Below are 24,415 nucleotides of genomic sequence, written 5' to 3'. Positions count from 1 at the left end.
ATACCGCCACAGCTCACGGCCCCGCCGCTGCCAAATCACCCCACCAGCCGAACGCTGCTGTTCCTGGTGCTCACCTGCCGCCCGGCAGATACCCCCAAACGACATACCCCCACGGCTGGCGGCCTGCTGCCGCTGCCGGCCCTGAACCTGACCGCCAGCCATACCACCGAACCAAACCCAGCTCCGGGCCTTCCGGCTGCCGCCTGCTGCCAGACCACCCCAGCACCAACCCGAACACTGCTGTTCCTGGTGATGACCTGCCACCCTGGCAGATACCCCCCAGACCGTGCCCCCGCTGGCGGCCCTGCTGCCGCTGCCGGATCACACCACCGGGGAACCAGCCCACGGCAGCCCCTGCCGGCCTCCGGCCTTGAACTTCACCGCCAGCCATGCCGCCGGGCCTTCCGGATGCCGCCAGCTGCCAGACCTCATCACCACCAGCCGAACGCCCCTGTTCCTGGTGCTCACCTGCCACCCTGGCAGATACCCCCAAGACCGTGCCCCTGCCGGATCACACCACCGCCAGACCGAACGCCCCGTATTTTGGAGAACCCCCGGATATGCAACTGACAAAACTGACGGAAAGGGCTTTTGTCAGTTATGTCAGTAGGCATAGAGGCACCGCCCCGCTTCAACGGCTTTGACCCTGTGCCGCTGTTGGTCTCCCGGTGCTGACCTGGCAGATACCGCCACAGCTCACGGCCCCGCCGCTGCCAAATCACCCCACCAGCCGAACGCCCCGGTTCCTGGTGATGATCTGCCACCCTGGCAGATACCCTCAGACCGTGCCCCTGCCGGCGGCCCTGCTGCCGCTGCCGGATCACACTACCGGGGAACCAGCCCACGGCAGCCCCTGCCGGCCTCCGGCCTTGAACTTCACCGCCAGCCATGCCGCCGGGCCTTCCGGATGCCGCCAGCTACACCACCCTCCCCGCGATTTCAAGACAAGAAACCAAGCAAAGTTCCTGCCGTGTCCTGCGCCCTGCACTTTATTAGCCTGATCCCGTTGTCTTTCGGGACGCTTCCAAAAAATACATAGGCAAACCGGGCACCAACGAAAACCCAGCAACGAGGCACTGCGCCATGAAAGTAGAAGTTGATAAAGCCAGCGTTGATAAAGTGAAAATGCTAATGGCCGGCCTTACAACAGGCACGCCCAAAGCGTTGTCACGGTCACTGAACGCCACCGCCGCCAAAGGCAAAACAGAATCAAGCAAAGCCATACGGCAGCAAGTGAATCTGTCGGCGGCCTATATCCGGGACAAGCTAGAGATTAGAAAGGCTACCGTTCGAAATATGACGGCAAGGATTATTACCCCCTCCCGTGGCCTGCTATTGAGTTATTACCTATACGGGGTAAATGCAGTAAACCCAGATACAGGCCGGGCCTCTTATGGCTCCCTGCTGAAGTACAAAAAGGGGTATTTCTCTGTGGCGAATCTTGATCAGCCCCTAAAGGTAAAGATTAAGCCGAATGCCCCCCCGCTAAAGCTTGGCCCGGAGTGGTTCATTATTCCGAAGCTGAAAAACTCAAACCTCCCAGCCCTGGCGAAAAGAAAAGACGGCAAACTGAAGCTTTACGGCCCTTCACTTTCCCAGGTGTTCACTGACGTTAAAGATGAATTATCTGAATCACTTGCTGAATACCAGGTAGAGCAGTTCAACAAAAAACTAGATGACATCCTGAGGGGCTACTGATGCCAGAAAGTATTAGAGAACAAGTTGTTCAGGCGTTTGCAGACAGGATCGGGGCGGCCCGTGCTGACCGGATCGATAGCGAATCTGACTTGCCCGTAAGGGCGCTTTGGGACCCAACCGAAACCACGGAGAAAAACAAATACGGGAAGTATGATTGCACCGTGACGGTTCAAGTTGCCGAGCTGGCGGCCCGTGACTTCTCGGTAAACTCAAGCATTCAGGGGAACGACATGTTGTCCCGCCTTTTAGATGATGCACTGACCACGGACCACACATTAGGCGGGCTGTGCAAAGGTATCAGCTATACAGGTTCAACGCTGGATTTCCCGGCAGAAGGTCAGAAAGAGATGATTGTTCTAGCCACGTTCGAAGTTGTTTATGTGATAAACAACAGCAACCCCTACCAACAATAACCCCCGATGAGGCAGCCGGCTTATGGTTGCCTCATTCCTTCCGCCAGCTGCCAGACCTCACCACCACTAACCGAGCGCCCCGGTTCCTGGTGCTCACCTGCCACCCTGGCAGATACCCCCACGGCTGCACCCTGCCGGCCTGCTGCCGCTTCCAGATCACACCACCGGGGAGCCAGCTCACGGCAGCCGCTGCCAGCTTCTGAACGCCGCTGTTCCTGGTAACGATCCGCCAGCGCTGGGGGTATCTACCCCAGTCCGGGCTGGTGCTGGCAGGCTTGGCGTCAGAGTGTGGATATCGCGCCTCTGTGTTACACTGAACTACTACGGCCTTTTACGGAGGAGGGCAAAACATGACACACAAAGCGCTTTCAGTGGCTGCGGCAATGCTTGAAAAAGCAAGGGATAGAAATATCTATCTGACGCCAATGCAGCTGCTTAAGCTAGTGTACATAGCGCATGGATGGACGCTTGGCCTGTTAAGTAGGCCCCTAGTCGACGACGATGTAGAGGCTTGGAGATATGGGCCAGTTATTCCCGCCGTTTATCACGCGGTAAAGCACTACCGAGATTCCCCCGTGTCCCGGATAGATACGGCTACTCCGGCTCACCTAGACCCTGAAGAGGCGGATATTGTGGATCAGGTTCTAACGATCTACGGGGACAAAAACGGAATAATGCTTTCTTCTATCACGCACCAGCCAAACACTCCATGGGACAAAACATGGAGGAGTTTCGGAAAGAATGCCGTGATTTCCAATGACGTGATAGAGGCCCACTATGCCTCGCTCTACGAAAAATCGAAACCGCAGGAAACGTCGCCAGCGTAAAGCGCTGGCGGCGGCAGATAAGCCAAGGATGACTAACACTCCCCCTAGACGAATACCTGACCACGCTGATTTCAATGGTGATCCGTCCGGCAACGATCCGAAGGCGGAGAAAGAAGCCAGCTACTTTGCCAACGGCAAAGACCTTGAGCGATCAGAAAGAATTAAAGGCTTGCTCAATTGGGTAGCTATGCTCACGATAGCGGTTGCAGCGGTCGGGGTTTTGCTTTGCCTGGTCTCGTGGTTCTATCATCTTTTGACACCGGATCATTACCATTTCCTAAAAGACGAACAGATCAGGCGTATTGAGACTGTTGTATTTAGTGGTATGTTGGTTGGCTTAGCTCAAAAGTACCTGTCAAAACACCTTTAGAGCTTGCCCAGTATCACTGCACGGGCCTGTAGCTGGGGGCAACCAAGCCCACCGCCGAGCGCTGTTTTATCTAGTGATAATCCGCGCCTTTGCAGATATCAGTGCGTGATAACAAAAAATAATATATTCATTCGCTCCTGAAAGGCAGACAGCTTTTAGAGCGGTTAAGGTGTGACGAGATCAAGGGGTATCACTTCCAGAACGGGGGTATTTCTGGGGGTACATAGAAAAATACAATCGGCAATAATCTTTAATTTTCAGCCGGTTACAGTCGCAACAATATTGGACGCCGTCTCCACCACCTTCCAGAAAAAAGCCCCGGACTTCCGGGGCTTTTTTCGTTTCAGCCCTCACATTTTCGTCCTGTGCAAGCCAAAGCATTTAAAAAAGCCCCTTATTTAGATCTTTTTTTCGATCGAATTTTGATACCATGGAACCGTGCCACGGAAATGATGAGGTGCCCTGAATAATCGCATGTGAAGACTAACGATGTTGAACGGGCTACAACGAATGAGTACGGCGCGGAGGAAGCAATACATGAGAAGCCTATTTGCGAGACTTGCGGCCACCATTTCGGAGCTCAAGGCTAATCCGAATGAGGTGCTCAATCAGGCTAATGGCGAACCTGTTGTGATTCTGAGTCATAACAAACCCAGAGCCTATATGGTGCCTGTCGAGACATTCGAGCAGATGCAAGAGCAGCTTGAAGATTACCGGTTACTCCAGGAAGCTCGCAAACGCATGGATGATGAATCAATACCGGTGAGCATCAATGAGCTACGAACTGGAATTCAAGAGAAAAGCGCTCAAGGAATGGAGCAAGCTTAGCCCTACCGTCCAGGCAGAGTTTCTGAAAATTCTGGAACGCCGCCTGGAGAACCCGAGGATCCCTAAGCATAAACTAAAGGGATCTTCGGACTTCTACAAAATCAAACTGCGATCCCAAGGCTTTCGCCTTGTCTATCATGTGGACGACGGGAAAGTGGTTGTCACCGTGATCACAGTTGCCCGTAGAGATACCGTTTATAAGACCTTTTAGGTGTCCACCAAGCGTCAACGCAACGGCGACTTTCTATGGGCCAGCAAATAGATGCGCCACCGGATGCAATCTCCTTCGTCTGTTTCACTTGGCTCCAACACTGAACTGCTAAAGAAATCTTAGCAGTTCAGTTGTTGCAAATTTTGCACATACTGCCAAGACCAGAAGAACTGGAACCATCCGGCATTTCCGGAAAGTTCGATCACGGATTAGACGCATACATACGAAACCGGAAACCACCGAGGATTTCTAGGTAGTTGCTAAATAGGCAAAGTTCCCAATGCCTCGAAACGAATTTACGCGTACGCAGTCTTTTTTCGTTTCAGCCCCACCAAAACAACCTGCCCAATATTTGCACAACGCCGAACCCTGTGCTTGGATAAAACCGATAGGCCAGTTGGATGGCACAGCCTTTCGCCCACGCATATCCGGCGCAACCCCACAGGCTGCCCGGGTATCGAATCCTTGAAAACGGAGTTGGTGTTGTTATGGCTTACGAAACAATAGACGGACAAAAATACGAAAAAGAACTGCTCGATCTGGCCCGCAAGCACACAACCGGGCGTGGTGAAGGCAAGTTATCGAAGGATGAGGTTGCCGATTTATTCGAGTCCGCCCAGGATGGCCCCGGCGTAACCGATACCGAAAAGGCCACACTGGCCTACATTCGCAAGAACTTTGAATTTACCGATGCTGCCGCAAAGGATTTCGACGCAGCATTCAGCAAGCTCTGATTTCAGGGAGAGAAAATTCTGGAAGATGGAAACCGGGTGGTTTGCGTGCGCAGCCACCCGGTTTTTATTGCGGTATCAGCCCAGCTTCAGGGTTGAAAGTGTGCGCTCACGCACTTTATTCAACAGCTGCTCGTCTTCCACCAGGGTCTGGCCGTATGACGGCACCAGCTCTTTCATACGCTCCTGCCAATCAGCAGACTGCATCTTCTCGGGGAAGCAGCGCTCCAATACATTCAGCATGGCATTGGCTGCGGTAGACGCGCCCGGGGAAGCACCCAGCAGCGCCGCCAGCGAACCATCTTTCGCGGCCACAATCTCGGTACCGAATTCCAGCTTGCCACCGCCTTCGGCGGTCTGCTTGATGATCTGCACCCGCTGGCCCGCCATCTGCAGGGCCCAGTCATCTTCCTGGGCATCCGGGAAGAAGTTGCGCAGGGATTCCACACGGTCAGTGTGGGACTGGAACACTTCGCCGATCAGGTACCGGGTCAGGTCCATGTTGCTCTTGCTCACCGACAGCATTGGCCGCAGGTTGGTCGCCCGTACCGAACCGAACAGATCAAACAACGAGCCCTGCTTCAGGAAGCGGGTGGTGAAACCGGCAAACGGCCCGAACAGCAGCGCCGGCTCGCCGTTGATGATCCGGGTGTCCAGGTGCGGAACCGACATTGGCGGCGCGCCGATGGGCGCCTTGCCGTACACCTTGGAGTGATGTTCTTTCACGATTTCCGGCTTTTGACACACCAGCCACTGACCACTCACCGGGAAACCACCGTAACCGCGGGCTTCGTCAATGCCGGATTTCTGCAGCAGCGGCAGCGCACCACCACCGGCACCCAGGAATACAAAGCCGGCTTCCAGCTTGGTCAGCTCACCGGTTTTCTGGTTCTTCACCCGGACTTTCCAGCGGCCGTTGTCACGCTGGTCGATGTAGTGCACCGGGCAGCTGAGCATCAGTTCGAAATTGGGCTGGGTTTCCAGCCACTTCATCATGCTGCGGGTCAGGGAGCCGAAATCCACATCGGAACCGTGCTTGATGCGGGTAGCGGCAACTTTCTGCATCGGGTTCCGATTGCTGACAACCAGTGGCATCCACTCAGCCAGGTCTTCCGGGTTTTCGGTGTATTCCATTTCCCGGAACAGGTGGTGGGCTTTCAGCTTCTGGAAGCGGCGCTTGAGGAAGGCAACGTCTTTCTCACCCCAGACAAAACTCTGGTGCGGCGTGCGGTTAATAAAGGTGGACGGCTCGGGCAGAATGCCCTGCTCTACCAGGTAAGACCAGAACTGCAGTGAAACCTCGAACTGTGCGTTGATCTGCAAAGCCCGGGCAATTTCAACATCACCGTTTTCGGTTTCGGGGGTGTAGTTCAGTTCGCAGTAGCCGGCGTGGCCGGTGCCTGCATTATTCCATCCATCGGTGCTTTCATGGGCAACGTGGTCAAGACGCTCCACCATGACGATGTCCAGAGACGGATCCAGCTGCCTGAGCATCATGCCGAGAGTAGCGCTCATGACGCCCCCTCCGACCAGCACTACGTCTGCCTGTCTTACGGCCATTGGTTTTCACCCTAGCTTAGTGTTGAAGCCTGATGCCACTCCACGATCAGCAAAGCGGCCTGTCGGAAGCCGGTCGGGCGCGAGGTAGACGGCGCTGCCGTATGCTTCCGGTATGAGATTGAGCGCGATTATCCCGATTTTTATCGGAATAATAAATTGCGATTGTCAATCGACGTGTGTCGGGCAAACTATGTTGTTTGCGACCATTCTCGCCTGTTTTGTTAACAATATCAGCGCCACTTTAGTCTGATACCAGCGAGGGGCCAATGCGGATCACCCCGTATAGCGGTATTTCCGATAGCCCGGGGGCTGACCTGAAACGCCCACTTACTGTATCTTTGTGCGCCAACTGTGACCTCGCCTGCGTAACCTGCGGCGACAACCTGAACTAACGAGGTCTTCCTATGTTGATGGCTATAGGTGCCATTATTGCCGGGCTGGTGTTACTGGTCTGGAGCGCAGACAAATTTGTGGAAGGTGCGGCCGCCACGGCCAAGCATCTGGGCATGCCTACCCTGCTGATTGGCATGGTGATTATCGGCTTCGGCACCTCGGCACCAGAACTGGCGGTCTCCGCTATGGCGGCTTCAGATGGTAACCCGGGGCTCGCCCTGGGTAACGGCTACGGTTCGAACATTACCAACATTGCCCTGATTGTCGGCCTGACCGCCATCATCGCGCCCATTGCCGTGCATTCCCAGGTTATCCGCAAGGAGCTGCCGCTGCTGCTGGTACTGACCCTGATTGCCGGTGCACAGCTGCTGGACGGCGAACTGTCACGGCTTGATGGCTGGGTGCTGCTGGGGGTTTTTGCGGCCGTTATGGGCTGGTCTATCTACCAGGGTTACCAGGGCAAGGAAGATCCTCTGGCCGGGGATACCGAAACCGAGATGATCGCTCACCCCATGCCCCTGAAAAGCGCCATCATCTGGCTGGTGGTCGGGCTGGTTCTGTTGATTGTCAGCTCCCGGATTCTGGTCTGGGGCGCGGTAACCATCGCCCAGAGCCTGGGCATCAGCGACCTGATTATCGGGTTGACCATCGTCGCGATCGGTACCTCCTTGCCGGAACTGGCATCGGCACTGGCCGCAGTAAAGAAGAACGAGCACGACCTGATCCTTGGCAACATTCTGGGTTCCGGGATTTTCAACACCCTGGCCGTGGTGGGCCTTGCCGCGGCTATTGAGCCGCTGTCGGTCGCCCCGGAAGTACTCTACCGGGACTGGACCCTGATGTTCGGGCTGACACTGGCCTTGCTGGTGATGGGCTTCGGCCTGACCGGCTGGCGCAAGCTGATATCAAGGGTAGATGGTGCCTTATTGCTGCTGGTGTACGTTGGTTACACCGGTTATTTGTTCTCCACCATGGCAGCAAGCTAAACCACTTGCCGTCCGCGAGGCTGGCACATCAGCCAGCCTCGCCATCCCCTAGTAACTCTTCCAGCCGCTGGCGCACTTCTTCCATGACCCCGGCCAGGTCTTCCTTGGACTTCCCTGCCGTATCGATGGGCGTTCCTACCCGAACATCGACTGGCTGCCCCAGGTTAATCTGCATGCTCCGGGCGGGCAGCACCCGGTGAATACCCCGGATGGCCACAGGAACAATCACCGCTTCGGTGTCCAGCGCCAGGTGGAAACACCCCTTCTTGAAGGGCAGCAAGTTACCATCCGGTGACCGGGTACCTTCAGGCGCCGCCCACAGCACTATCCCGCTCTCCATCATCGCCCGTGCCCGATCCAGGTCACGCACGGCATTTTGCCGGTTGGAACGGTCTATGGACGGAAACTCGGCGGCCGCCATGGCCTGGCCTAACAAAGGGATCTTGAACAGTTCTTTCTTGGCGAGCATACGAATGGAGCCGGGCAGCGAAACAAAGCTGACCGGAATATCGTAGTGACTGGCATGGGTGCTCATGATGATATACCGCCGGCCATCGTTGAAGTCCGGAACCTCCCCGCAAACGGTCAGGCTGGTTCGTACCAGTTTCAGCAACGCGGTAGACCACTCCCGGCAGTACTTGTCGACAATCCGACGGTCCAGTTTGCCGAACAACGCCCGTAACAACACCAGTAACGAATAAAGCGCCGTCAGCCCCACAGACCCCAGCACCACAGCCGCGCGCCGCAGCAGGGTTGCCGATTCAGTTAACGGGCTCAAGTTCAGTCGTTTCATGCTGAATGCTCTGTCTCCCGGAACACCAGAGACACCGAGTTCAGGCAATACCGCTGCCCGGTGGGTGGCGGACCATCCGGGAATACGTGGCCCTGGTGGCTGTCGCAGCGGGCACAGCGGATCTCCGTCCGCACCATGCCAAAGCTGGTGTCCTCAATGTAGCGGATATGTTCCGGGTCAAACGGCTGGAAGAAGCTCGGCCAGCCGGTGCCGGAATCAAACTTGGCATCGGAGCTGAACAACGGCAGGTCACACAGCCGGCAGTGGTATACCCCGGTCTTCTTGTTGTCCAGCAGGGTGCCGCAGAACGGGTGCTCGGTGCCGTGGTCCAGCAATACCCGTCGCTCTTCTGCGCTCAGTGCGCTGGCCTTGTCTTCAATGTCCGCTTCGCTCAGCGGGGTCAGGTCATAGCCTGATGCCGATACACTCATTGCATTCTCCTCAGGCCAGGTCCTGGTCGTCCTGGCTGAATTCGGGTTTCAGTCGGTCCGGCCATGCGCTGGCCAGCTTTTCCATCTTCGGGGCGGCTACGGCCATGATATAGGGCTGGTACGGATTACGGGCCGCAAAGTTCTGGTGGTGTGCCTCGGCCGGGTAAAACGCCGTCAGCGGCTCCAGGGTGGTAACCACCGGTGCCGGGTAAACGCCGGACTCATCCAGTTGCCGGATGTAGGCCTGCACCAGCTGCTTCTGGGCATCGTTTTCATAGAATACGGCAGACCGATACTGGCTGCCGATGTCGTTGCCCTGCCGGTTCAGCTGGGTCGGGTCGTGGGCCACCGAGAAAAACACCCGCAGCAGTTCGCCGAAACCGACCTTTTCCGGGTTGTAGTGCACATCTACCACTTCAGCATGGCCGGTGCTGCCGGAACAGACCGCCTCATAATTTGCCGTGTCAGCCGAACCGCCGGCATAGCCGGATTCAACCCGGGTAACTCCGTCGATAGCCAGGAACACCGCTTCCACGCACCAGAAGCAACCACCGGCCAGCACCACATGGGCTTCGCTGCCGGTTTCAGGCAGTTCCTGTTCCGGGGTCGGGAACCGGCTGCGCGGCACATTCAGATCCGGAATATTGCAGCTTTCGGTCATAGTTTGTCTCCAGTTTCTGGTTGCACAGGTTATACCCGTGTATACGACCACCGATGATAAACAGACACAACCGCAACATGAAATTATGTCAGGGCGGTTGCACATGCCCTGTCAGCCACCATAATGAAAACAGGGGCCAGCGATAAGACCCCGCTCGGCATCAGGGAAACAGCATGACAGCAAAAGTCCGCGAACCGGAAGATCAGGACGAGCTTCTCCATTACCGCCTAAGCCTTCGGCTGGGGCCGGTACACGCCCGCCAGCGCCTGGGCATCGAGCAGGAATCGGAGGCCCTGATCCTGGGCCGCGACAGGCGCTCCTTCCACCTTGAGAACATCACCAACGCGCCGGGTTTTATCCGCTTTTGCCTGCAGGCGGTAGGGCTGTTCAACCGGGCCCAGCGCAACAGCCGCAAGCTGCAAACCGCCCACAACAGCTTCGTGCTGCCAGACCTGCCCGAGGCCTTTGAAGGTTTCAGGATACTGCACCTGACCGACCTGCACGTGGATATGGACGAGCAGAACCTGCAAGCCGTCATCCGCCAGATTGAACCGCTCGACTACGACCTGTGCGTGCTGACCGGCGATTACCGCCAGCGCACCTGGGGCCCGGTAGATGCCGCCCTGGCGGGCATGGAAAAGCTCCGGGAGGCGATCCGGGGAGACACCTACGCGGTGCTGGGCAACCACGACAGCGTGCGCATGGTTCCGGCACTGGAAGACATGGGCTACCGGTTGCTGATGAATGAAATGGTGCCACTGGAACGGGAACAGGCCAGGATCTACCTGGCCGGAGTAGACGACGCCCATTACTACAAAGTGCACAACCTGCACCGGGCCGGCGACGACATTCCCGCAGGCGGTATCAGCCTGCTGCTCAGCCACACGCCTGAAATCTGGCGCGAAGCGGCCCACGCCGGCTATGACATGTTTTTATGCGGCCACACCCATGGCGGCCAGATCTGCCTGCCCGGCGGCATCCCGGTCACCCTCGACTCCGACTGCCCCCGCAGACTCGGCAAAGGCTTCTGGCAGGTGAACGGTATGCAGGGGTATACCTCGCCGGGGGCGGGAACCTCGGTGCTGAATGTGCGCCTGAACTGCCCGCCGGAAGTGACCTTGCATACCCTCACCCGGGGCCCGGCCTGAGGCCCTCAGTGAGGCTGCTTGCGGATACCCAGCCGGAACAGCAGCGGCGACACCACCACGTTGGCAATGGCAAACAGCACAGCCACCGAAACCGCCTGCCATAACGCCAGCGGCAACCAGTACCAGGCCATCAGCATGGGCAACAGGGCTTCCGGCAGCTGATCCAGCCACAGGGCGCGGGAACTGGACACCAGCCCTGCGCGGCGCTTGATGAAACTGCTGAGCAAATCCCCCAGCAACGCCAGCAAGCCGAACAGCGCCCCGAAAATCCAGCCCAGCCCCAGCCAGGCCGCGAATAACAGACAGGACAGCACACCGGAAGCCAGCCCGCGCCAGGTTTTGCTGTGACCAAACACCGGCCGGCCGTCACGCCATAGCCGGTCACCATCTACCGGCCAGTCCCAGCGATTGTGCAACAGCCGGGCCACCACCACCGGAGACCCGTTGGCCAGAACCAGCATGACAAACAACTCCAGCGACAACAGCACGGGCTACCTCCGGCGGGACTGGCTCAGGCGAGCCCTCCACGGGTCAGCTTGAGCGGATCCATCAGCTCTTCCAAACGCTGACGGCTCAGGCCACTGCGTTCTTCCGCCACATCAATCACCGGCCGGCCGGTGCGGTAGGCTTCCTTGGCAATGTCCGCCGCCAGGGCATAGCCGATCTCCGGGTTCAGGGCCGTCACCAGCACCGGGTTGCGCCCCACCCCGGCATTCAGGTTATCGGCATTGACCGTAAAGCCCTGAATGGCCTTGTCGGCCAGCATGGTTGTGGCATTGGCCAGCAAACCGATCATATCCAGCAGGTTGGCGCCCACCAGCGGCAGCATCACGTTCAGCTGGAAATTGCCGGACTGGCCCGCCATGGCCACGGCGTTATCCAGCCCCATCACCTGGGCTCCAACCATGGCCACCGATTCCGGAATGACCGGATTCACCTTGCCAGGCATGATGCTGCTGCCCGGCTGCAGCGCAGGCAAGCTGATCTCTGATAGGCCATGTATAGGGCCGCTATTCATCCAGCGCAGATCGTTGGCGATCTTGGTCAGTACCACCGCAAGCCCCCTGAGCTGGGCCGACAGCGCCACCGGCGCATCCACCGCACTCTGGGCTACGAACTTGTGGTTGAGGGATCGAAAACTGTAGCCACTGTTTATCTTCAGAAACTTGATGAACTGCCCGGCAAACTCGGAAGCGGCATTTACACCGGTGCCGACCGCCGTGCCCCCCTGGGGCAGGTCTGCCAGCTCGTCCATCGCCGCTTCAAGCCGCTTTTCGACTGCTGCCAGCTGTTCCCGCCAGGTTTTCAGTTCCTGGCCAAGGGTAACGGGCATGGCATCCATCAGGTGGGTTCTCCCGGTTTTCACCTGCCCTGCCAGCTCACCCTCGCGCTGGTAAATCACCCCGCGAAGGTGCGAGATGGCTGGCAACAACTTGTTCTTTACCGCCAGCACCGAGCTGATGTGAATGGCCGTGGGGATCACATCGTTCGAGCTCTGGCTCATGTTCACGTGATCATTGGGATGCACATCCACGCCCTGCTGGCGGGCGATAGCGGCCACCACCTCGTTCACGTTCATATTGGTACTGGTGCCGGACCCGGTCTGGTAGCGGTCAACCGGAAACTGGTCCGCAAACTCGCCCATGCTCAGCCGACCGCAGGCCTGCACAATGGCGTCCCGATAGGGCGCATCCAGCAAGCCCAGGGAAGCATTAGCCTGGGCGGCAGACCACTTCACCAGTACCACCGCCTTGATGAATTCGGCCGGCATGGGCTGGCCGCTGACCGGAAAGTTGTCGATGGCCCTTTGGGTCTGGGCGCCCCAGAGGGCCTCTGCGGGTACTGCCACTTCGCCCAGACTGTCCTGTTCGGTTCTGTAGTCGGTCACCGGTTTCTCCTGTAGGTATTCCGTTTGCTCCTGCAACGGTAACTCAAATATTGTCGCCTGTCAGACAGTACCCGTTGCGAGAAGGCTGGTTAGCAGAGCCCGTAACCGGTTGGGTTTGACAGGTTTATTCAGTGCGGGAAGATACTGGGCCCTAAGCAACGAGCGGACTTCGTCACTCCGGTCTGCAGTTATCACTGCGGCAGGGATATCGGCTTTCAGATACTTGCGAACCCCGTAAATTGCGTCGAATCCGGTCAAATCATGATCAAGGTGGTAATCGACCAGAAGTGCGTCCGGGCGACCACCATCCTGCGCAAGCCGTTCCAACGCCTGAACCCGGCTGGTGGCCGTCATTACCCTGCATCCCCAGCGTTCCAGCAGCGCCTGCATGCTCTCGAGGACCGCAGGCTCATTGTCTATAACAAGCACAGACACTCCGTCAAAACCATTACCGGGAGGCTCCGGTATGACCGGCCGAAACCAGGCCTGCAGGCTAGGAGCTGAAGCGAGGGGAAGTGTCAGGGTGAAGCGCGAACCGGTATCTGGCCTCGATGCCACATCAATGCGGTAGTCCAGGACCCTTACCATACGTTCCACAATGGCAAGCCCAAGCCCTACACCCTGCCGGCCACCGGAACCGTGAGGAACGATCTGGTGAAACTCTCTGAAAATATCCCGCAGCTTGACCGGTTCTATTCCGACGCCGGTATCCCATACCTCTACCTTCAGGGTATCTGCACGGCGGCGCAGGGCCAACAGCACGCCGCCCGTCCGGGTGTATCGGAACGCATTGCTGAGAAGATTCCGGATGATTCGGGTCAACATACGCTGGTCAGTCTGTACCATGGCAGGTAATGAACGCACCCGAAAATCCAGTCCGGCGTTCTCGGCAACGGCTTCAAACTCGGCCCCGAGCCCTCTCACCAGCGCATCCATATCGGTATACACCAAGTCCGGCTTCATGGCTTGCTGGTCAAGCTTTGAAATGTCCAGCAGATCTGCCAGCAGATCCTCCGCCCCTTCCAGCGCACGGTGAACCTGTTCCACCATCCGCCCTTCTTTATCAGGCAAATGGCTGTCCTGCAGGGCCGAAATCATCAGCCGAGCTGCATTCAGCGGCTGTAACAGGTCATGGCTGGCTGCGGCAAGATACTTGTCTTTGCTGCGATTGGCGTTCTGAAGCTCTTCGGTGCGCTCTTCAACCCTGCGCTCAAGTTCCGCATTCAACTGTTCAAGCTTCTGCCGAGCCTGCACGCGGTCGGTAATGTCGGCAACAAAGGCTTCAACTACCTCCGGCCCCAGATCCGGCCGGCGCAGCAAGGTAACCGCCACATGCACGGGAGTCTGGTCTGAGCGCTGGAACCGGGTTTCACGGGCATTCAAACTTCCTTCATCGAGCAAGGCCTGGCGAATTGCATCAAACTCTGAGGAGCTGCAAAACAGCTGTTCCCGAAGCCGGATTACCCGGGCCCTGAGCTGCTCTGGGCTGTCATAGCCGCAGATACGAGCCATGGCCGGGTTGCACGCCACAAAACCACCTCTGAGGTCGGCCTGGAAAATCCCATGCAGCGCGTTTTCAAACAGCCACTTGTAACGGTTACGTTCCTGTTCCAGCTCTTCTATCCGATCCTGCAGTGCCGGGTAATAGTTCTTACGTACAGACTGACTGCCCAGCCCAAGCAGGTCGCCAATACCATACCCGTTTTCGCCGGGGTCAGAGGGCTTCTTCATAAACCACCTGAACGTCCCGCAGAGAAGATTTTCGGGGGTTGGTCAGAATGCACGGGTCCTTCAGGGCATAACCAGACAGGTAGGGGATGTCTGAGATGGTTACGCCCAATTCCTTTAGCCTGGCCTCCAGTCCCACTTTCCGCTTGAGTAGGACAATCCTCTCCATCAAGCGTTTTTTCACCTGGGCATTACTCATTCCACGGGTATCAACATCCATAGCCTCTGCAACACGGCGGAAACGATCCTCAGTCGACGGGAAGTTGTAGGCCACCACATGCTCCAGCAACAAGGCATTGCAAAGGCCATGGGGCAAATCCAGGAAGCCGCCCAGGCTGTGGGACATGGCATGCACAGCCCCGAGAATGGCGTTCGAGAAAGCCAGCCCGGCCTGCATCGAAGCCAGCATAATCTGTTCCCGCAACACCGGGTCTGCCGGATTGGCCACCAAAGGCTCCAGGTTACGGTTAATCAGCCGGATGGCCTCCAGAGCGTGGGTATCGGTGAGCGGCCCGCTGCCGGTGGATACAAAGGCCTCGATAGCGTGCACCAGGGCATCGACACCGGTGCAGGCGGTAAGATAGGCCCCCATGGTTTCAGTGACTTCCGGGTCAATCAACGAAACATCAGGTACCACCGCCTTGCTGATAATAGAAAATTTGAAGCGCCGGCCAGGGTCAGAAATGATCGCAAACTGTGAAACGTCTGCCGATGTGCCCGCAGTGGTGGGAATCAGAATCATCGGTGGAGGGGGATTGGTAATGGTGTCCACCCCTTCAAATTCCAGAATATGCCGGCCGTGAGTGGCCACAATGCCGATGCCCTTGGCACAGTCCATCGGACTGCCGCCACCAATAGCCACAATGACATCGCACTCGCTGGACCGGTACAGCTCGGCGCCGGCCATAACTTCGTCAACCTTGGGGTTAGGAGAAATATCCGTGAAGGTGGTGCAGCGCAGGCCTGCATCCAGCAGCAGTGTTTCAATCTCTCCTACCCAGCCAGCTTCCGACACACCGGGGTCCGACACAAGAAAGACATGGCGGGCACCGAAGTTACTCGCGAAATTAGCCACCGAACGGCGGGAACCGGCGCCGAAAACGATTTCCGGAGAGACAAATTTACGCAGTGCAGATATGTCGTAGCTCATAAGGCGTCTGATGCAACCAGCTTGTTGTTATAGGAGTTGCTGACATACTAACTCAAGTTTCGAGGTGCTTCATTGAGCATTTGGTTTAGAGTAGAAACACCAAAGCCGGTCAAGCATCTGCGCCTGGTTACCTGAACACCGGAAGCCATGGGCTTCATGCTCAAACCATACCAGCTGCGCCGGCTTCCCGATCTTTCGCATGGCGTTTACCATGCTCCGGGTTTGTTCCGGCACCACAACAGGATCCTGCCCGCCCTGAAAGAAGATGGCTGGGCATGAAATCCGCTCAGCCATCCGCAGGGGCGTTTTCTGCTTCCAATACGCACCATCCTCTCCCGCCGGCCCAAGCAGCCAGTCCAGATAGCCGGATTCAAACCGGTGGGTAGATTCCCGCAACCGCAACGGATCGGTTACCCCGTAAAGGCTGGCCAGGCCGCTGAGCCTGCTCCCGGGCGCCATGGCAGCCATCAACGCAGTATAACCACCGGAGCTGCGCCCCTGAATAAACAAGCGCTGCGGATCTGCCCGCCCCCGGTCAACCAGGTAATCCGCCATCCGGAACATGTCCGCCACGTCTGCCAGGCCCCACTGACCAGCAAGGGCCTGGCGAAAAGCCCGGCCAAATCCGGTACTGCCGGTGTAGTTCACTTCGGCTACCGCAAAACCTCGCTGGCACCAGTACTGAATCTGTGGATTGAAAATGGCATAGGCTGCTGAGGTGGGCCCACCATGGGCGATCAGGATCAAAGGTGGTTTGCCCCCGTTTCGGTTCAGGGACGCGCCGGAGGGTGGATAGAAAAAGCCCTGCAATGCATACCGGCTGTCCTGGCCAGCGGGCACCACGATGCTTTCCGGCGACACAGGGACTATCTCTGTCCATGGCGGCTGGCCGCCAAACAAAACCTCGAAATGCCCGGTTTCCGGACAAATCCGCAGTATGCTGTCGGTACGGTCCGGGCTGCGGGCAATGCACAGAAGGTCGTTTTCCAGCCTGTCCAGTGAACGGAGGTCACTGAAACTCCCGGCAACCCGTTGCTGGCCACCCTCACGTTCCAGCCAGAGTTCACCGATTCCGTTCCGGTACCGAACCCTGGCCCAGCCTGACGGTAGCCGGCAGGTATGGCGCTCACCCAGCTGCCAGGGAGCATTCGCATGGTCTGCCTCTGCCAAACTGCCAGGCTGCCAAAAAAACTGCCCGTTTGCCTGCCCGATACAAAACGGCTGCCACCACCCCCGGTGATCAGAGATCACCCAAAGCTGATTACCCGCATACTGAGGTTGCTGGACAGACCCGCCACCGGGAGGTGCTGCGCTGACAACGCGGGGCAGGTCCCCATGGCCCCCAACAACGGCGGTGCACAGAAAGGACTGATCCCAGGGCATATCTGGCAGCATCCAGCTGACCCACGCCAGCTCACGGCCATCGCAGGAAACCGCCGGCGCACCGTAGAAGTCAAAATGGTCATGCAGCACCGATAACCTTCCATCGGGATCGATCGCCACCAATGCCTGCCGGCCGTGGCACTCACGAACAGCGAGCCAGCGGTTGCGCAGTGAATCTGCCACCACTCCACCCCAGACAGCTCCTCGAGTGCCCACAAGCTTGCGTCTATGGCCGTTATCCAGATCCATAACCCAGAGATGCTGGTCCTCGGATATCCAGCATACGACGCCGTCCATCACCGCGTAGGCGCCACCGCCATAGCTATTCAGGCGGCTGCGAACACTACCTCCGGTGTCGAGCCTTCGGCTACCCTGCCGGCTATAACACCAGAGCGCCGTGCCACCGGCTTCAGGCTCGGAGGCCAGCCAGAACACAGAACCTCCAGACACCTGAAGTTCCGCGCACTGCTGAAGTGCCCGGCAGGCTTCCTGGGCGGACAACGGTTCAGCTTCGGCAGAACACACGGGAATTGCGGGCATTTCGGTAGGTGAGATCTTCCAGCCCTGCAGTGGCATGGTCGGCCGCGGTGCGGGCGGCCAGGATCCGGTCATGTTGAGGCGACTTGGCGCAAACCGGGTCAGCATTATCCGCGTTGCCGGTGAGCAGGTAAGCCTGGCAGCGGCAGCCACCAAAGTCCTTGTCTTTCTCGTCACAGGAACGGCAGGGCTCGGGCATCCAGCCGTCACCACGGTAGTGGTTAAACCCCGGGCTTCGGTACCAGATATCTTCCAGCGAGGCCTGCGTTACATTCGGAAACTCAATGGGCAGCAAACGGGCGCTATGGCAGGGCAAGGCTGTACCGTCCGGAGCCACCGTGAGAAACAGGCTACCCCAGCCGTTCATGCAGGCCTTGGGGCGCTCCTCATAATAATCCGGCGTCACGAAGATCACTTTCATGGGGTGGTCCCGCTCGACCAACTCTGCCCGGTAACGGTTTACCCGGGTTTCTGCTTCCGCCAGCTGAGCCCGGGATGGCATCAACCCCTCCCGGTTAGCAAATGCCCAGCCGTAATACTGGCAAGTGGCAAGTTCCACATAGTCTGCCCCGAGGTTCTCGCACAGGGCCAGAATATCCGTCATCTGGTGGATATTGTGCCGGTGGATCACAAAGTTCAGCACCATCGGATAACCGGCTTCCTTGACGGCACGGGCCATGGCCAGCTTCTGTTGGAAGGCTTTACGGGAACCTGCTACTGCGTTGTTCAGTTCCGGGTCGGAGGCCTGGAAGCTGACCTGGATATGATCCAGCCCGGCATCGGCGAACGCCTTCACCTTGGTTTCGGTCAATCCGAGGCCAGAAGTGATCAGGTTAGTGTAGTAACCAAGCTCCCGGGCGCCGCCAATAAGCTCCGGCAAATCCTGGCGAACCAGCGGCTCACCGCCGGAAAAACCGAGCTGGGCCGCCCCCAGGGCACGCCCTTGCTGCAAGACATCCAGCCACTGCTGGGTGGAGAGTTCCTGCTCCTGACTGGCATAATCCAGAGGGTTTGAGCAATAGGGACATTGCAGCGGGCAACGGTAGGTCAGTTCCGCCAGCAGCCACAGGGGCGGGCCGATCTTATGGTCAGTATGGGAAGTTGTCATAGCCACTCGATCCAGTGTTGGCGGCTCGCCTCATCCAGGAAGGCGAAGACGTCGTCCGACAAAGCCCCCGCATCGGGGAACCGTGCTTCCAGCGCAGCCACAATATCGGCCCGGGATTTCACACCATCCACCTCGGCCAGAATCGCACCGGCACTGTCATTGAGCTTGACCATGCCTTCCGGATACAACAACACATGGCTCTGCTGGGCAGGCTCCCACTGGAACCGGAAGCCACGGCGCAATCTTGGAATGGTTTCCATGGCACTCTCCTTACAAGCCCCGGTGCCAGACCTGCTCACCGGTGACTGTGTGGTATGGGGGCGTATTGTGTACATAGGCCATCGACATGGCATCCAGCATGGTCCACAGAATATCCAGTTTGAATTGCAGGATTTCCAGGGCCCGGTGTTGCTGCGTCTCGGTAACAAAATGATCAAGGGTAATCGAGAGCCCGTGTTCCACGTCACGACGAGCTTCCGACAGGCGTTTGCGGAAGTAGCGATATCCATCCGCCTCAATCCACGGGTAGTGATCCGGCCAGCTGTCCAGCCGGGACTGGTGGATCTCCGGCGCAAACAGTTCGGTCAGTGACGAACACGCGGCCTCCTGCCAGCTGGCACGGCGGGCAAAGTTGAGATAGGCATCCACCGCAAACCGCACGCCCGGCAGCACATGGCGCTGGTCAACGACTTCCTCACGGCTGAGGCCTACGGCTTCCGCCAGCAACAACCAGGCCTCGATGCCGCCGGCGTCATCACTGTGGCCATCATGGTCCAGAATCCGCTGCAACCACAGCCGGCGCACCGAGGCATCCGGGCAGTTCGCCATAATGGCGGCGTCTTTCTGGGGAATCTTAATCTGGTAGTAATAACGATTGGCGACCCAGCCACGGATTTGTTCTGGCGAGCAATCACCACCGTACATGGCCCGGTGAAAGGGATGATGGATGTGGTAGTAAGCCCCTTTTGCCCGCAACGCCTGCTCAAAGTCTGTGCGGTTTAGCGGAGTATTGGCTCTGGCGTTCATGGCAACCTCACAGATCAATGTGCATACCATCCCAGGACACTTCGATACCGTGGGCAGCCAGATAGGCACGCTCGGGTGAGTCTTCGTCCAGGATCGGATTGGTATTGTTGATGTGAATAAGTATCTTGCGGCTGGCTGGCAGACTGTCGAGCAGCTCGATCATACCGCCTTCGCCGGCCTGGGCCAGGTGTCCCATTTGCTGGCCGGTACGGGTTCCCACCTCCTGCCGGATCATTTCATCGTCGTGCCACACGGTGCCATCTACGAGCAAAACATCCGCCCGCTGCATCCAGGCCCGGATACGCTCATCCGGCTGGCCAAGGCCCGGAGCGTACAACAGGGACTGGTTGCGCACCCGGTCTCGGATGAACAGCCCGATGTTGTCCCCCGGATGCGGATTATCACGCCTTGGTGAGTAAGGCGGCGCATTGCTGAGCAGTGGAATGGCCGTCAGTTCGATCGACGGAGCACATGGAATACTGAACGGTTGCTGTTCGGACGGGTTAATTTCGCACCAGTTCAACCCACCATTCCAGTGCTGGAGCATCTTGAACAAGGGAAAACCGCTGCTCAGGTCATCGCGCACCTGGGCTGTGCACCAGATGTCCAGTGGCAGCCCCTCGCGGAGGGATAGCAGGCCGGTGGTGTGGTCCACCTGGCTATCCATCAGAACAATGGCAGAGATACCGGTGTCCCGGAGTGCCCGGGCCGGCTGCATGGCGGGAAAGTCTGCCAGCTGTGCACGGATGTCCGGCGATGCGTTGAACAGAATCCAGTACTCGCCGTCTTCACTGATGGCAATGGATGACTGGGTACGGGCGCGGGCGTTGAGAGTGCCGTTGCGGAAACCGGAACAATTCCGGCAATTACAGTTCCACTGGGGAAAACCGCCGCCCGCCCCGGAACCCAGAATTCGAATCTGCATGGGAGACCTCCTGGGCAGAAATCAGACAGCCAGCACGGAGCTGGCTGTCTGTGCTCTCAGCGGTTGGCAAAGTACATGGTTACTTCGAAACCGATGCGAAGGTCTTCATAAGCTGGCTTGGTCCACATGATGTTCACCTCTTGTCATGATTATTAGTGCGTTGCATGTATCGGCACCCGTGCAAAAGCCAGGGGTACGGTTTCATGCTAATGACAGAGGTCGGGCAACCATATGGTACTTTGGAACTGTTTTCGCCCGCCTTAAAGTAGCAGCGCTTTGGCCCGGAGGTTCTATTGAGGCTATCCGGCAGGCTCCTAACATGTGACAGATACAATAATAATGTCAGGAGAAGTCTCATGGTCGGGCGCGTGTTGCTTATGATCCTGCTGGTGTTGTCTTCCCACAGCCACGCCACAGAGCCGCCGGAAGAAACCCGAGCCGTCATCCAGGACCTGTTCCCCTCCGCCACGGTGATTGAGGACAAACTGCCCGATTTTCCGGTATACCCGGTGTATCAACTACAGGAACTTCTAGGCTACGCCTACGTTTCCACCGATTTCGTGAAACTTCAGGGCTTCGCCGGTAAACCCATCACCATGATGATCGGGCTGGACACCAAAGGCCGGTTCACCGGAGTAAAAGTACTCCACCATCACGAGCCTGTCTTCCTCCATGGCCTTGGGGAAGGGCCGCTAACCGAGTTTGTCGACCAGTACGAAGGACGCTCCCTGACCGAGCAGATCATTGTCCAGGCCTCGAGCCGTTCTGCCCGCAACAACAGCGGCAATCAGGTGTATTTCGATGGTGTCAGCAAGGCGACTGTCTCCGTACTGATCATCAACGACAGTGTTCTGTCATCTGCACTGCAGGTGGCACGCAAAAAACTGGAAGGCTTTGCACAGGCCACGCCAACCAGGGCCCGGCAGGATTTCTATGAGCCACTGACCTGGCAGCAGATGCTGGATCGCGGCTATATCCACAAAGCCACGCTGTCTGCCGAGGCGGTAGAGGCCGAAGTCGGGCGGTCTCTATCTGACTACCCGATGGATCTTGAACCTGTACCCGGAGAACCCTTTTCAGAGGTTTACTACGCCTACATGAATTCCCCCATGGTGGGCAGAAACCTGCTGGGCGACCAGGCCTACAAGGCCTTCAGGCAACGACTGGCCGATCAGGGCAAGGTAATGTTGGTGTTGTCGCGCGGGGTATACCCCCACATCAGTCCGGACTTTGTACCCGGCAGCACTCCCAGCCGGATTGGCCTGAATCAGGGCCAGCTAGCCATCGAGATGCGCGACCTGAACTGGCTGGAGCCGGGGCAAACCATTGCGGCGCAGGGGGCGCCAGCCATGGATGCCATGAACCTGTTCCGGATAGGCGGCAATGCCGGGTTCAACCCGGGTGCTGAGTCAGGTTTTCACCTGGATGTGTCGCTGCCGCGCAACCACCTGGTATCCGACAACGCCCGCTTCACCATGCCCGTCACCTTTGCCGGCGAGCTGTTTGAAACCGTGGAGCTGGAACCCGACCCGCAACAAGGCCGGGAGCCGGTCTGGGTAGGGCTGTGGAAAGAGCGCTGGTGGCAAATCAGTCTGCTGGTAACAAGCCTGGCCTTATTAACCGTGTTCTTTGCCCGCCAGAAAACCCTGACCCGTTACCCGAAACTGGTACACCGGTTTCGGTGGGGCTTTTTGTTCTTCACCCTGTTCTTTATTGGCTTCTATGCCCAGGGCCAGCTTTCCGTGGTGAACATCTACACGCTGTTTCTGGCGCTTTGGGACGGTTTTTCCCTGAACGTGTTCCTGCTGGATCCGATTATTTTCATTCTCTGGACGTACACCTTCGTCACTCTCTTTATCTGGGGGCGGGGGCTGTTCTGCGGCTGGCTGTGTCCGTTCGGGGCGCTACAGGAAATGCTGTCCTGGCTGGGCCAGAAGCTCGGGTTGCGCCAGGTCAGAGTCCCGGAACAGTGGCACCGCCGGCTGATATTACTGAAATACCCGATTCTGCTGATTCTGGTTGGCACCGCTTTCCATTCGTTAACGCTAGCGGAGCAGTTAGCGGAGGTTGAGCCATTCAAAACCAGCATCACCCTGTACTTTGTGCGTTACTGGCCGTTCGTGGTCTATGCCCTGGCGCTGCTGGCCATCGGCATGTTCATCCACAAGTTCTACTGCCGCTACCTGTGCCCGCTGGGTGCAGGGCTGGCGGTACTGGGGCGCTTCCGTCTGTTCAGCTGGCTGGAACGGGTCAAACGCTGCGGGCAGCCCTGCCAGCACTGCAAGAACGAGTGTGGCATTAACGCCATTCGCAAGGATGGTCGGGTGGACTATGACGAGTGCATCCAGTGCCTGGAATGTGTGGTGATATTGCGTGACCAGAACCAGTGCGTGGATGCCATTGTTCGCAACAAACAACGGCAAAAACAGGCACGGATCCTGGCCACGGATGCGGTCGGGGCCTGATTCAGCCCGCCACGGGGATTACGATACGACCACGAATCTTGCCATCCATCAGCCGGCCAGCGGCGTCGATGGCATCATCAAAGGCCACTTCGGTGATCATGCTGTCCAGCAGTTCCGGAGACAGATCCTCGGCCAGGCGCTTCCAGGCATACACCCGGTCCGCTTTCGGGGCCATCACACTGTCGATGCCACACAGGGTCACGCCACGCAGGATGAACGGAGCCACGGTTGCCGGAAGATCCATGCCGGCTGCCAGGCCACACGCGGCCACTACCCCGTGATACTTCATGCCCGCACAAACATTGGCCAGTACCTGGCCGCCGGCCACATCCACAGCACCTGCCCAGGTTTCCCGGGCCAGCGGTTTGCCCGGCTCACTCAATTCGGCCCGGTCCAGAATCTGTTTGGCGCCCAGGGATTTCAGGTAAGCTTCCTCTTCCGGCCTGCCCGTTACCGCAGTCACCGAGTAGCCCAGCTTGGCCAGAATGGCCACCGCCACGCTGCCAACACCACCTGTAGCACCGGTTACCAGGATGTCGCCGGATTCTGGCTTAACGCCGTGTTTCTCCAGAGCGATGACACACAGCATGGCGGTGTAACCCGCGGTGCCGATGGCCATGGCCTGGCGGGCCGTGAACGGCGCCTGCAGCGGGATCAGCCAGTCACCCGAAAGCCGGGCTTTCTGGGCCAGGCCGCCCCAGTGTTTCTCACCCACTCCCCAGCCATTGAGCACCACTTCGTCTCCGGCCTTGAAGTCGGGGTTGGACGATTCAGTCACCACACCAGCAAGGTCAATACCCGGAACCATCGGATAGGTCTTGGCGATGGGCGCACGGCCGGTGATAGCCAAGCCGTCCTTGTAGTTCAGGGTGCTGTACGCAACATCCACTGTCACATCGCCTTCCGGCAACCGTGCTTCATCAATGGATTTGAGAGAAACCTGCTGATCGCCCCGACTGCCTTCAATCAGAATACCTTTGAACATCTGCCCTCCAGAGATCAGTTATCGAGGAACACGCCAGATTTACGATGGCGAACCCCAGACACAAACAGTTTGTGGATCCATTCTCACTGTAGCGTATACCGTTTTAACAACAGAGAACAAAAAAAGGCCCTGGGAGGGGCCTGAAGAGGTTGGTAGATCTATCCCGTGCT

The 24,415-nt window shown here is 58.0% G+C and carries 26 protein-coding genes; 10 read left to right on the top strand and 16 right to left on the bottom strand.

Annotation, left to right across the window (positions count from 1 at the left end; genetic code table 11):
- Nucleotides 1-321 precede the first annotated feature (321 nt).
- A complete protein-coding gene (locus B9Q17_RS18070; protein WP_154707640.1) occupies nt 322-468 on the bottom strand; it encodes a hypothetical protein in 147 nt (48 codons plus the stop codon).
- A 615-nt stretch (nt 469-1,083) separates the two neighbouring features.
- Between B9Q17_RS18070 and B9Q17_RS12530 the strand changes: the two genes are divergently transcribed.
- The 7 genes from B9Q17_RS12530 to B9Q17_RS12500 all read left to right on the top strand — a co-directional run bounded on the left by B9Q17_RS12530 (nt 1,084) and on the right by B9Q17_RS12500 (nt 5,081).
- Nucleotides 1,084-1,698, top strand: a complete 615-nt coding sequence (locus B9Q17_RS12530; RefSeq protein ID WP_094625471.1) for a phage tail protein — start codon at nt 1,084-1,086, stop codon at nt 1,696-1,698.
- Entirely contained in the window at nt 1,698-2,111 is a 414-nt protein-coding gene (locus B9Q17_RS12525) for a hypothetical protein (RefSeq protein WP_094625470.1), read from the top strand. Before B9Q17_RS12530 ends, B9Q17_RS12525 begins: the two co-directional genes overlap by 1 nt.
- Before the next feature lie 350 nt (nt 2,112-2,461).
- Nucleotides 2,462-2,938, top strand: a complete 477-nt coding sequence (locus B9Q17_RS12520) for a Panacea domain-containing protein (RefSeq protein ID WP_094625469.1) — start codon at nt 2,462-2,464, stop codon at nt 2,936-2,938.
- A gap of 28 nt (nt 2,939-2,966) precedes the next feature.
- On the top strand, nt 2,967-3,308 hold the full coding sequence (locus B9Q17_RS12515) for a hypothetical protein (protein WP_094625468.1): 342 nt from the start codon (nt 2,967-2,969) through the stop codon (nt 3,306-3,308).
- 537 nt (nt 3,309-3,845) lie between these two features.
- On the top strand, nt 3,846-4,136 hold the full coding sequence (locus tag B9Q17_RS12510) for a type II toxin-antitoxin system Phd/YefM family antitoxin (protein WP_094625467.1): 291 nt from the start codon (nt 3,846-3,848) through the stop codon (nt 4,134-4,136).
- A complete protein-coding gene (locus B9Q17_RS12505) occupies nt 4,081-4,347 on the top strand; it encodes a type II toxin-antitoxin system RelE family toxin (protein ID WP_094625466.1) in 267 nt (88 codons plus the stop codon). The genes B9Q17_RS12510 and B9Q17_RS12505 overlap by 56 nt, the downstream gene beginning before the upstream one ends.
- A gap of 488 nt (nt 4,348-4,835) precedes the next feature.
- Entirely contained in the window at nt 4,836-5,081 is a 246-nt protein-coding gene (locus B9Q17_RS12500; RefSeq protein ID WP_094625465.1) for a hypothetical protein, read from the top strand.
- Nucleotides 5,082-5,156: 75 nt separating this feature from the next.
- Here B9Q17_RS12500 and mqo read toward each other — a convergent pair whose 3' ends face one another.
- Nucleotides 5,157-6,638 (bottom strand): malate dehydrogenase (quinone), encoded by a 1,482-nt coding sequence (mqo, locus tag B9Q17_RS12495; RefSeq protein WP_094625464.1) that lies wholly within the window; start codon nt 6,636-6,638, stop codon nt 5,157-5,159.
- A 404-nt stretch (nt 6,639-7,042) separates the two neighbouring features.
- Here mqo and B9Q17_RS12490 point away from each other — a divergent pair, with 404 nt between their 5' ends.
- Complete coding sequence (locus tag B9Q17_RS12490) at nt 7,043-8,017, top strand: calcium/sodium antiporter (RefSeq protein WP_208618783.1); 975 nt, start codon at nt 7,043-7,045, stop codon at nt 8,015-8,017.
- 28 nt (nt 8,018-8,045) lie between these two features.
- Here B9Q17_RS12490 and B9Q17_RS12485 read toward each other — a convergent pair whose 3' ends face one another.
- Genes B9Q17_RS12485 through msrA form a run of 3 tightly spaced genes read right to left on the bottom strand, consistent with a single transcriptional unit; the run spans nt 8,046 to nt 9,902 of the window.
- Nucleotides 8,046-8,810, bottom strand: a complete 765-nt coding sequence (locus B9Q17_RS12485) for a lysophospholipid acyltransferase family protein (protein ID WP_094625463.1) — start codon at nt 8,808-8,810, stop codon at nt 8,046-8,048.
- A complete protein-coding gene (msrB, locus tag B9Q17_RS12480) occupies nt 8,807-9,241 on the bottom strand; it encodes a peptide-methionine (R)-S-oxide reductase MsrB (RefSeq protein ID WP_058341826.1) in 435 nt (144 codons plus the stop codon). The genes B9Q17_RS12485 and msrB overlap by 4 nt, the downstream gene beginning before the upstream one ends.
- 10 nt (nt 9,242-9,251) lie before the next feature.
- Nucleotides 9,252-9,902 carry a peptide-methionine (S)-S-oxide reductase MsrA gene (gene msrA / locus B9Q17_RS12475; protein ID WP_022988324.1) on the bottom strand — a complete coding sequence of 217 codons (651 nt, stop codon included), beginning with the start codon at nt 9,900-9,902 and terminating at the stop codon, nt 9,252-9,254.
- A 173-nt stretch (nt 9,903-10,075) separates the two neighbouring features.
- Between msrA and B9Q17_RS12470 the strand changes: the two genes are divergently transcribed.
- Nucleotides 10,076-11,050, top strand: a complete 975-nt coding sequence (locus tag B9Q17_RS12470; protein ID WP_094625462.1) for a metallophosphoesterase — start codon at nt 10,076-10,078, stop codon at nt 11,048-11,050.
- A gap of 5 nt (nt 11,051-11,055) precedes the next feature.
- Here the strand turns inward: B9Q17_RS12470 and B9Q17_RS12465 are convergent, their stop codons facing one another.
- The 10 genes from B9Q17_RS12465 to pqqA form a co-directional block, all read right to left on the bottom strand.
- Nucleotides 11,056-11,538: a CDP-archaeol synthase gene (locus B9Q17_RS12465; protein WP_094625461.1), complete on the bottom strand. Its 483-nt coding sequence runs from the start codon at nt 11,536-11,538 to the stop codon at nt 11,056-11,058.
- A 23-nt stretch (nt 11,539-11,561) separates the two neighbouring features.
- The gene (locus tag B9Q17_RS12460; RefSeq protein WP_094625460.1) at nt 11,562-12,938 is read right to left on the bottom strand and encodes a class II fumarate hydratase; all 1,377 of its coding nucleotides are present in this window, start codon (nt 12,936-12,938) and stop codon (nt 11,562-11,564) included.
- Nucleotides 12,939-12,998: 60 nt separating this feature from the next.
- A complete protein-coding gene (locus B9Q17_RS12455; protein WP_094625459.1) occupies nt 12,999-14,669 on the bottom strand; it encodes a hybrid sensor histidine kinase/response regulator in 1,671 nt (556 codons plus the stop codon).
- Nucleotides 14,653-15,816, bottom strand: coding sequence for an alcohol dehydrogenase-like regulatory protein ErcA (ercA, locus tag B9Q17_RS12450; RefSeq protein ID WP_094625458.1), 1,164 nt, complete (start codon nt 15,814-15,816; stop codon nt 14,653-14,655). Before ercA ends, B9Q17_RS12455 begins: the two co-directional genes overlap by 17 nt.
- A gap of 69 nt (nt 15,817-15,885) precedes the next feature.
- Nucleotides 15,886-17,739: a S9 family peptidase gene (locus tag B9Q17_RS12445; protein WP_094625457.1), complete on the bottom strand. Its 1,854-nt coding sequence runs from the start codon at nt 17,737-17,739 to the stop codon at nt 15,886-15,888.
- On the bottom strand, nt 17,705-18,844 hold the full coding sequence (pqqE, locus tag B9Q17_RS12440) for a pyrroloquinoline quinone biosynthesis protein PqqE (protein WP_094625456.1): 1,140 nt from the start codon (nt 18,842-18,844) through the stop codon (nt 17,705-17,707). The genes B9Q17_RS12445 and pqqE overlap by 35 nt, the downstream gene beginning before the upstream one ends.
- Nucleotides 18,841-19,104, bottom strand: coding sequence for a pyrroloquinoline quinone biosynthesis peptide chaperone PqqD (gene pqqD, locus B9Q17_RS12435; protein WP_058341833.1), 264 nt, complete (start codon nt 19,102-19,104; stop codon nt 18,841-18,843). Before pqqD ends, pqqE begins: the two co-directional genes overlap by 4 nt.
- Before the next feature lie 10 nt (nt 19,105-19,114).
- On the bottom strand, nt 19,115-19,870 hold the full coding sequence (gene pqqC / locus B9Q17_RS12430) for a pyrroloquinoline-quinone synthase PqqC (protein ID WP_094625479.1): 756 nt from the start codon (nt 19,868-19,870) through the stop codon (nt 19,115-19,117).
- 7 nt (nt 19,871-19,877) lie between these two features.
- Nucleotides 19,878-20,795 carry a pyrroloquinoline quinone biosynthesis protein PqqB gene (gene pqqB / locus B9Q17_RS12425; RefSeq protein WP_094625455.1) on the bottom strand — a complete coding sequence of 306 codons (918 nt, stop codon included), beginning with the start codon at nt 20,793-20,795 and terminating at the stop codon, nt 19,878-19,880.
- A gap of 56 nt (nt 20,796-20,851) precedes the next feature.
- Nucleotides 20,852-20,923 carry a pyrroloquinoline quinone precursor peptide PqqA gene (gene pqqA / locus B9Q17_RS12420; RefSeq protein ID WP_007153157.1) on the bottom strand — a complete coding sequence of 24 codons (72 nt, stop codon included), beginning with the start codon at nt 20,921-20,923 and terminating at the stop codon, nt 20,852-20,854.
- 228 nt (nt 20,924-21,151) lie between these two features.
- Between pqqA and B9Q17_RS12415 the strand changes: the two genes are divergently transcribed.
- Complete coding sequence (locus tag B9Q17_RS12415) at nt 21,152-23,260, top strand: NosR/NirI family protein (RefSeq protein WP_094625454.1); 2,109 nt, start codon at nt 21,152-21,154, stop codon at nt 23,258-23,260.
- 1 nt (nt 23,261) lies between these two features.
- Here B9Q17_RS12415 and acuI read toward each other — a convergent pair whose 3' ends face one another.
- Nucleotides 23,262-24,245: an acrylyl-CoA reductase (NADPH) gene (gene acuI / locus B9Q17_RS12410; protein ID WP_094625453.1), complete on the bottom strand. Its 984-nt coding sequence runs from the start codon at nt 24,243-24,245 to the stop codon at nt 23,262-23,264.
- Nucleotides 24,246-24,415 lie beyond the last annotated feature (170 nt).

This window comes from Marinobacter vinifirmus (assembly GCF_002258215.1).
GTDB classification, from domain to species: domain Bacteria; phylum Pseudomonadota; class Gammaproteobacteria; order Pseudomonadales; family Oleiphilaceae; genus Marinobacter; species Marinobacter vinifirmus.
The sequence above is the reverse complement of the archived record's forward strand: the minus strand, read 5'-3'. Positions and strand labels throughout refer to the sequence as shown.

Bases quoted from the DNA above. Each gene is read 5' to 3' on its own strand.
- pqqD (WP_058341833.1), bottom strand. From the start codon at position 19,104: ATGGAAACCATTCCAAGATTGCGCCGTGGCTTCCGGTTCCAGTGGGAG.
- B9Q17_RS12515 (WP_094625468.1), top strand. From the start codon at position 2,967: ATGACTAACACTCCCCCTAGACGAATACCTGACCACGCTGATTTCAAT.
- msrB (WP_058341826.1), bottom strand. From the start codon at position 9,241: ATGAGTGTATCGGCATCAGGCTATGACCTGACCCCGCTGAGCGAAGCG.
- pqqB (WP_094625455.1), bottom strand. From the start codon at position 20,795: ATGCAGATTCGAATTCTGGGTTCCGGGGCGGGCGGCGGTTTTCCCCAG.
- msrA (WP_022988324.1), bottom strand. From the start codon at position 9,902: ATGACCGAAAGCTGCAATATTCCGGATCTGAATGTGCCGCGCAGCCGG.
- B9Q17_RS12505 (WP_094625466.1), top strand. From the start codon at position 4,081: ATGAGCTACGAACTGGAATTCAAGAGAAAAGCGCTCAAGGAATGGAGC.
- B9Q17_RS12445 (WP_094625457.1), bottom strand. From the start codon at position 17,739: ATGCCCGCAATTCCCGTGTGTTCTGCCGAAGCTGAACCGTTGTCCGCC.
- B9Q17_RS12415 (WP_094625454.1), top strand. From the start codon at position 21,152: ATGGTCGGGCGCGTGTTGCTTATGATCCTGCTGGTGTTGTCTTCCCAC.
- pqqE (WP_094625456.1), bottom strand. From the start codon at position 18,844: ATGACAACTTCCCATACTGACCATAAGATCGGCCCGCCCCTGTGGCTG.
- B9Q17_RS12490 (WP_208618783.1), top strand. From the start codon at position 7,043: ATGTTGATGGCTATAGGTGCCATTATTGCCGGGCTGGTGTTACTGGTC.
- B9Q17_RS12485 (WP_094625463.1), bottom strand. From the start codon at position 8,810: ATGAAACGACTGAACTTGAGCCCGTTAACTGAATCGGCAACCCTGCTG.
- mqo (WP_094625464.1), bottom strand. From the start codon at position 6,638: ATGGCCGTAAGACAGGCAGACGTAGTGCTGGTCGGAGGGGGCGTCATG.
- B9Q17_RS12525 (WP_094625470.1), top strand. From the start codon at position 1,698: ATGCCAGAAAGTATTAGAGAACAAGTTGTTCAGGCGTTTGCAGACAGG.
- ercA (WP_094625458.1), bottom strand. From the start codon at position 15,816: ATGAGCTACGACATATCTGCACTGCGTAAATTTGTCTCTCCGGAAATC.
- pqqC (WP_094625479.1), bottom strand. From the start codon at position 19,870: ATGAACGCCAGAGCCAATACTCCGCTAAACCGCACAGACTTTGAGCAG.
- B9Q17_RS12470 (WP_094625462.1), top strand. From the start codon at position 10,076: ATGACAGCAAAAGTCCGCGAACCGGAAGATCAGGACGAGCTTCTCCAT.
- B9Q17_RS12530 (WP_094625471.1), top strand. From the start codon at position 1,084: ATGAAAGTAGAAGTTGATAAAGCCAGCGTTGATAAAGTGAAAATGCTA.
- B9Q17_RS12500 (WP_094625465.1), top strand. From the start codon at position 4,836: ATGGCTTACGAAACAATAGACGGACAAAAATACGAAAAAGAACTGCTC.
- acuI (WP_094625453.1), bottom strand. From the start codon at position 24,245: ATGTTCAAAGGTATTCTGATTGAAGGCAGTCGGGGCGATCAGCAGGTT.
- B9Q17_RS12455 (WP_094625459.1), bottom strand. From the start codon at position 14,669: ATGAAGAAGCCCTCTGACCCCGGCGAAAACGGGTATGGTATTGGCGAC.
- B9Q17_RS12520 (WP_094625469.1), top strand. From the start codon at position 2,462: ATGACACACAAAGCGCTTTCAGTGGCTGCGGCAATGCTTGAAAAAGCA.
- B9Q17_RS12510 (WP_094625467.1), top strand. From the start codon at position 3,846: ATGAGAAGCCTATTTGCGAGACTTGCGGCCACCATTTCGGAGCTCAAG.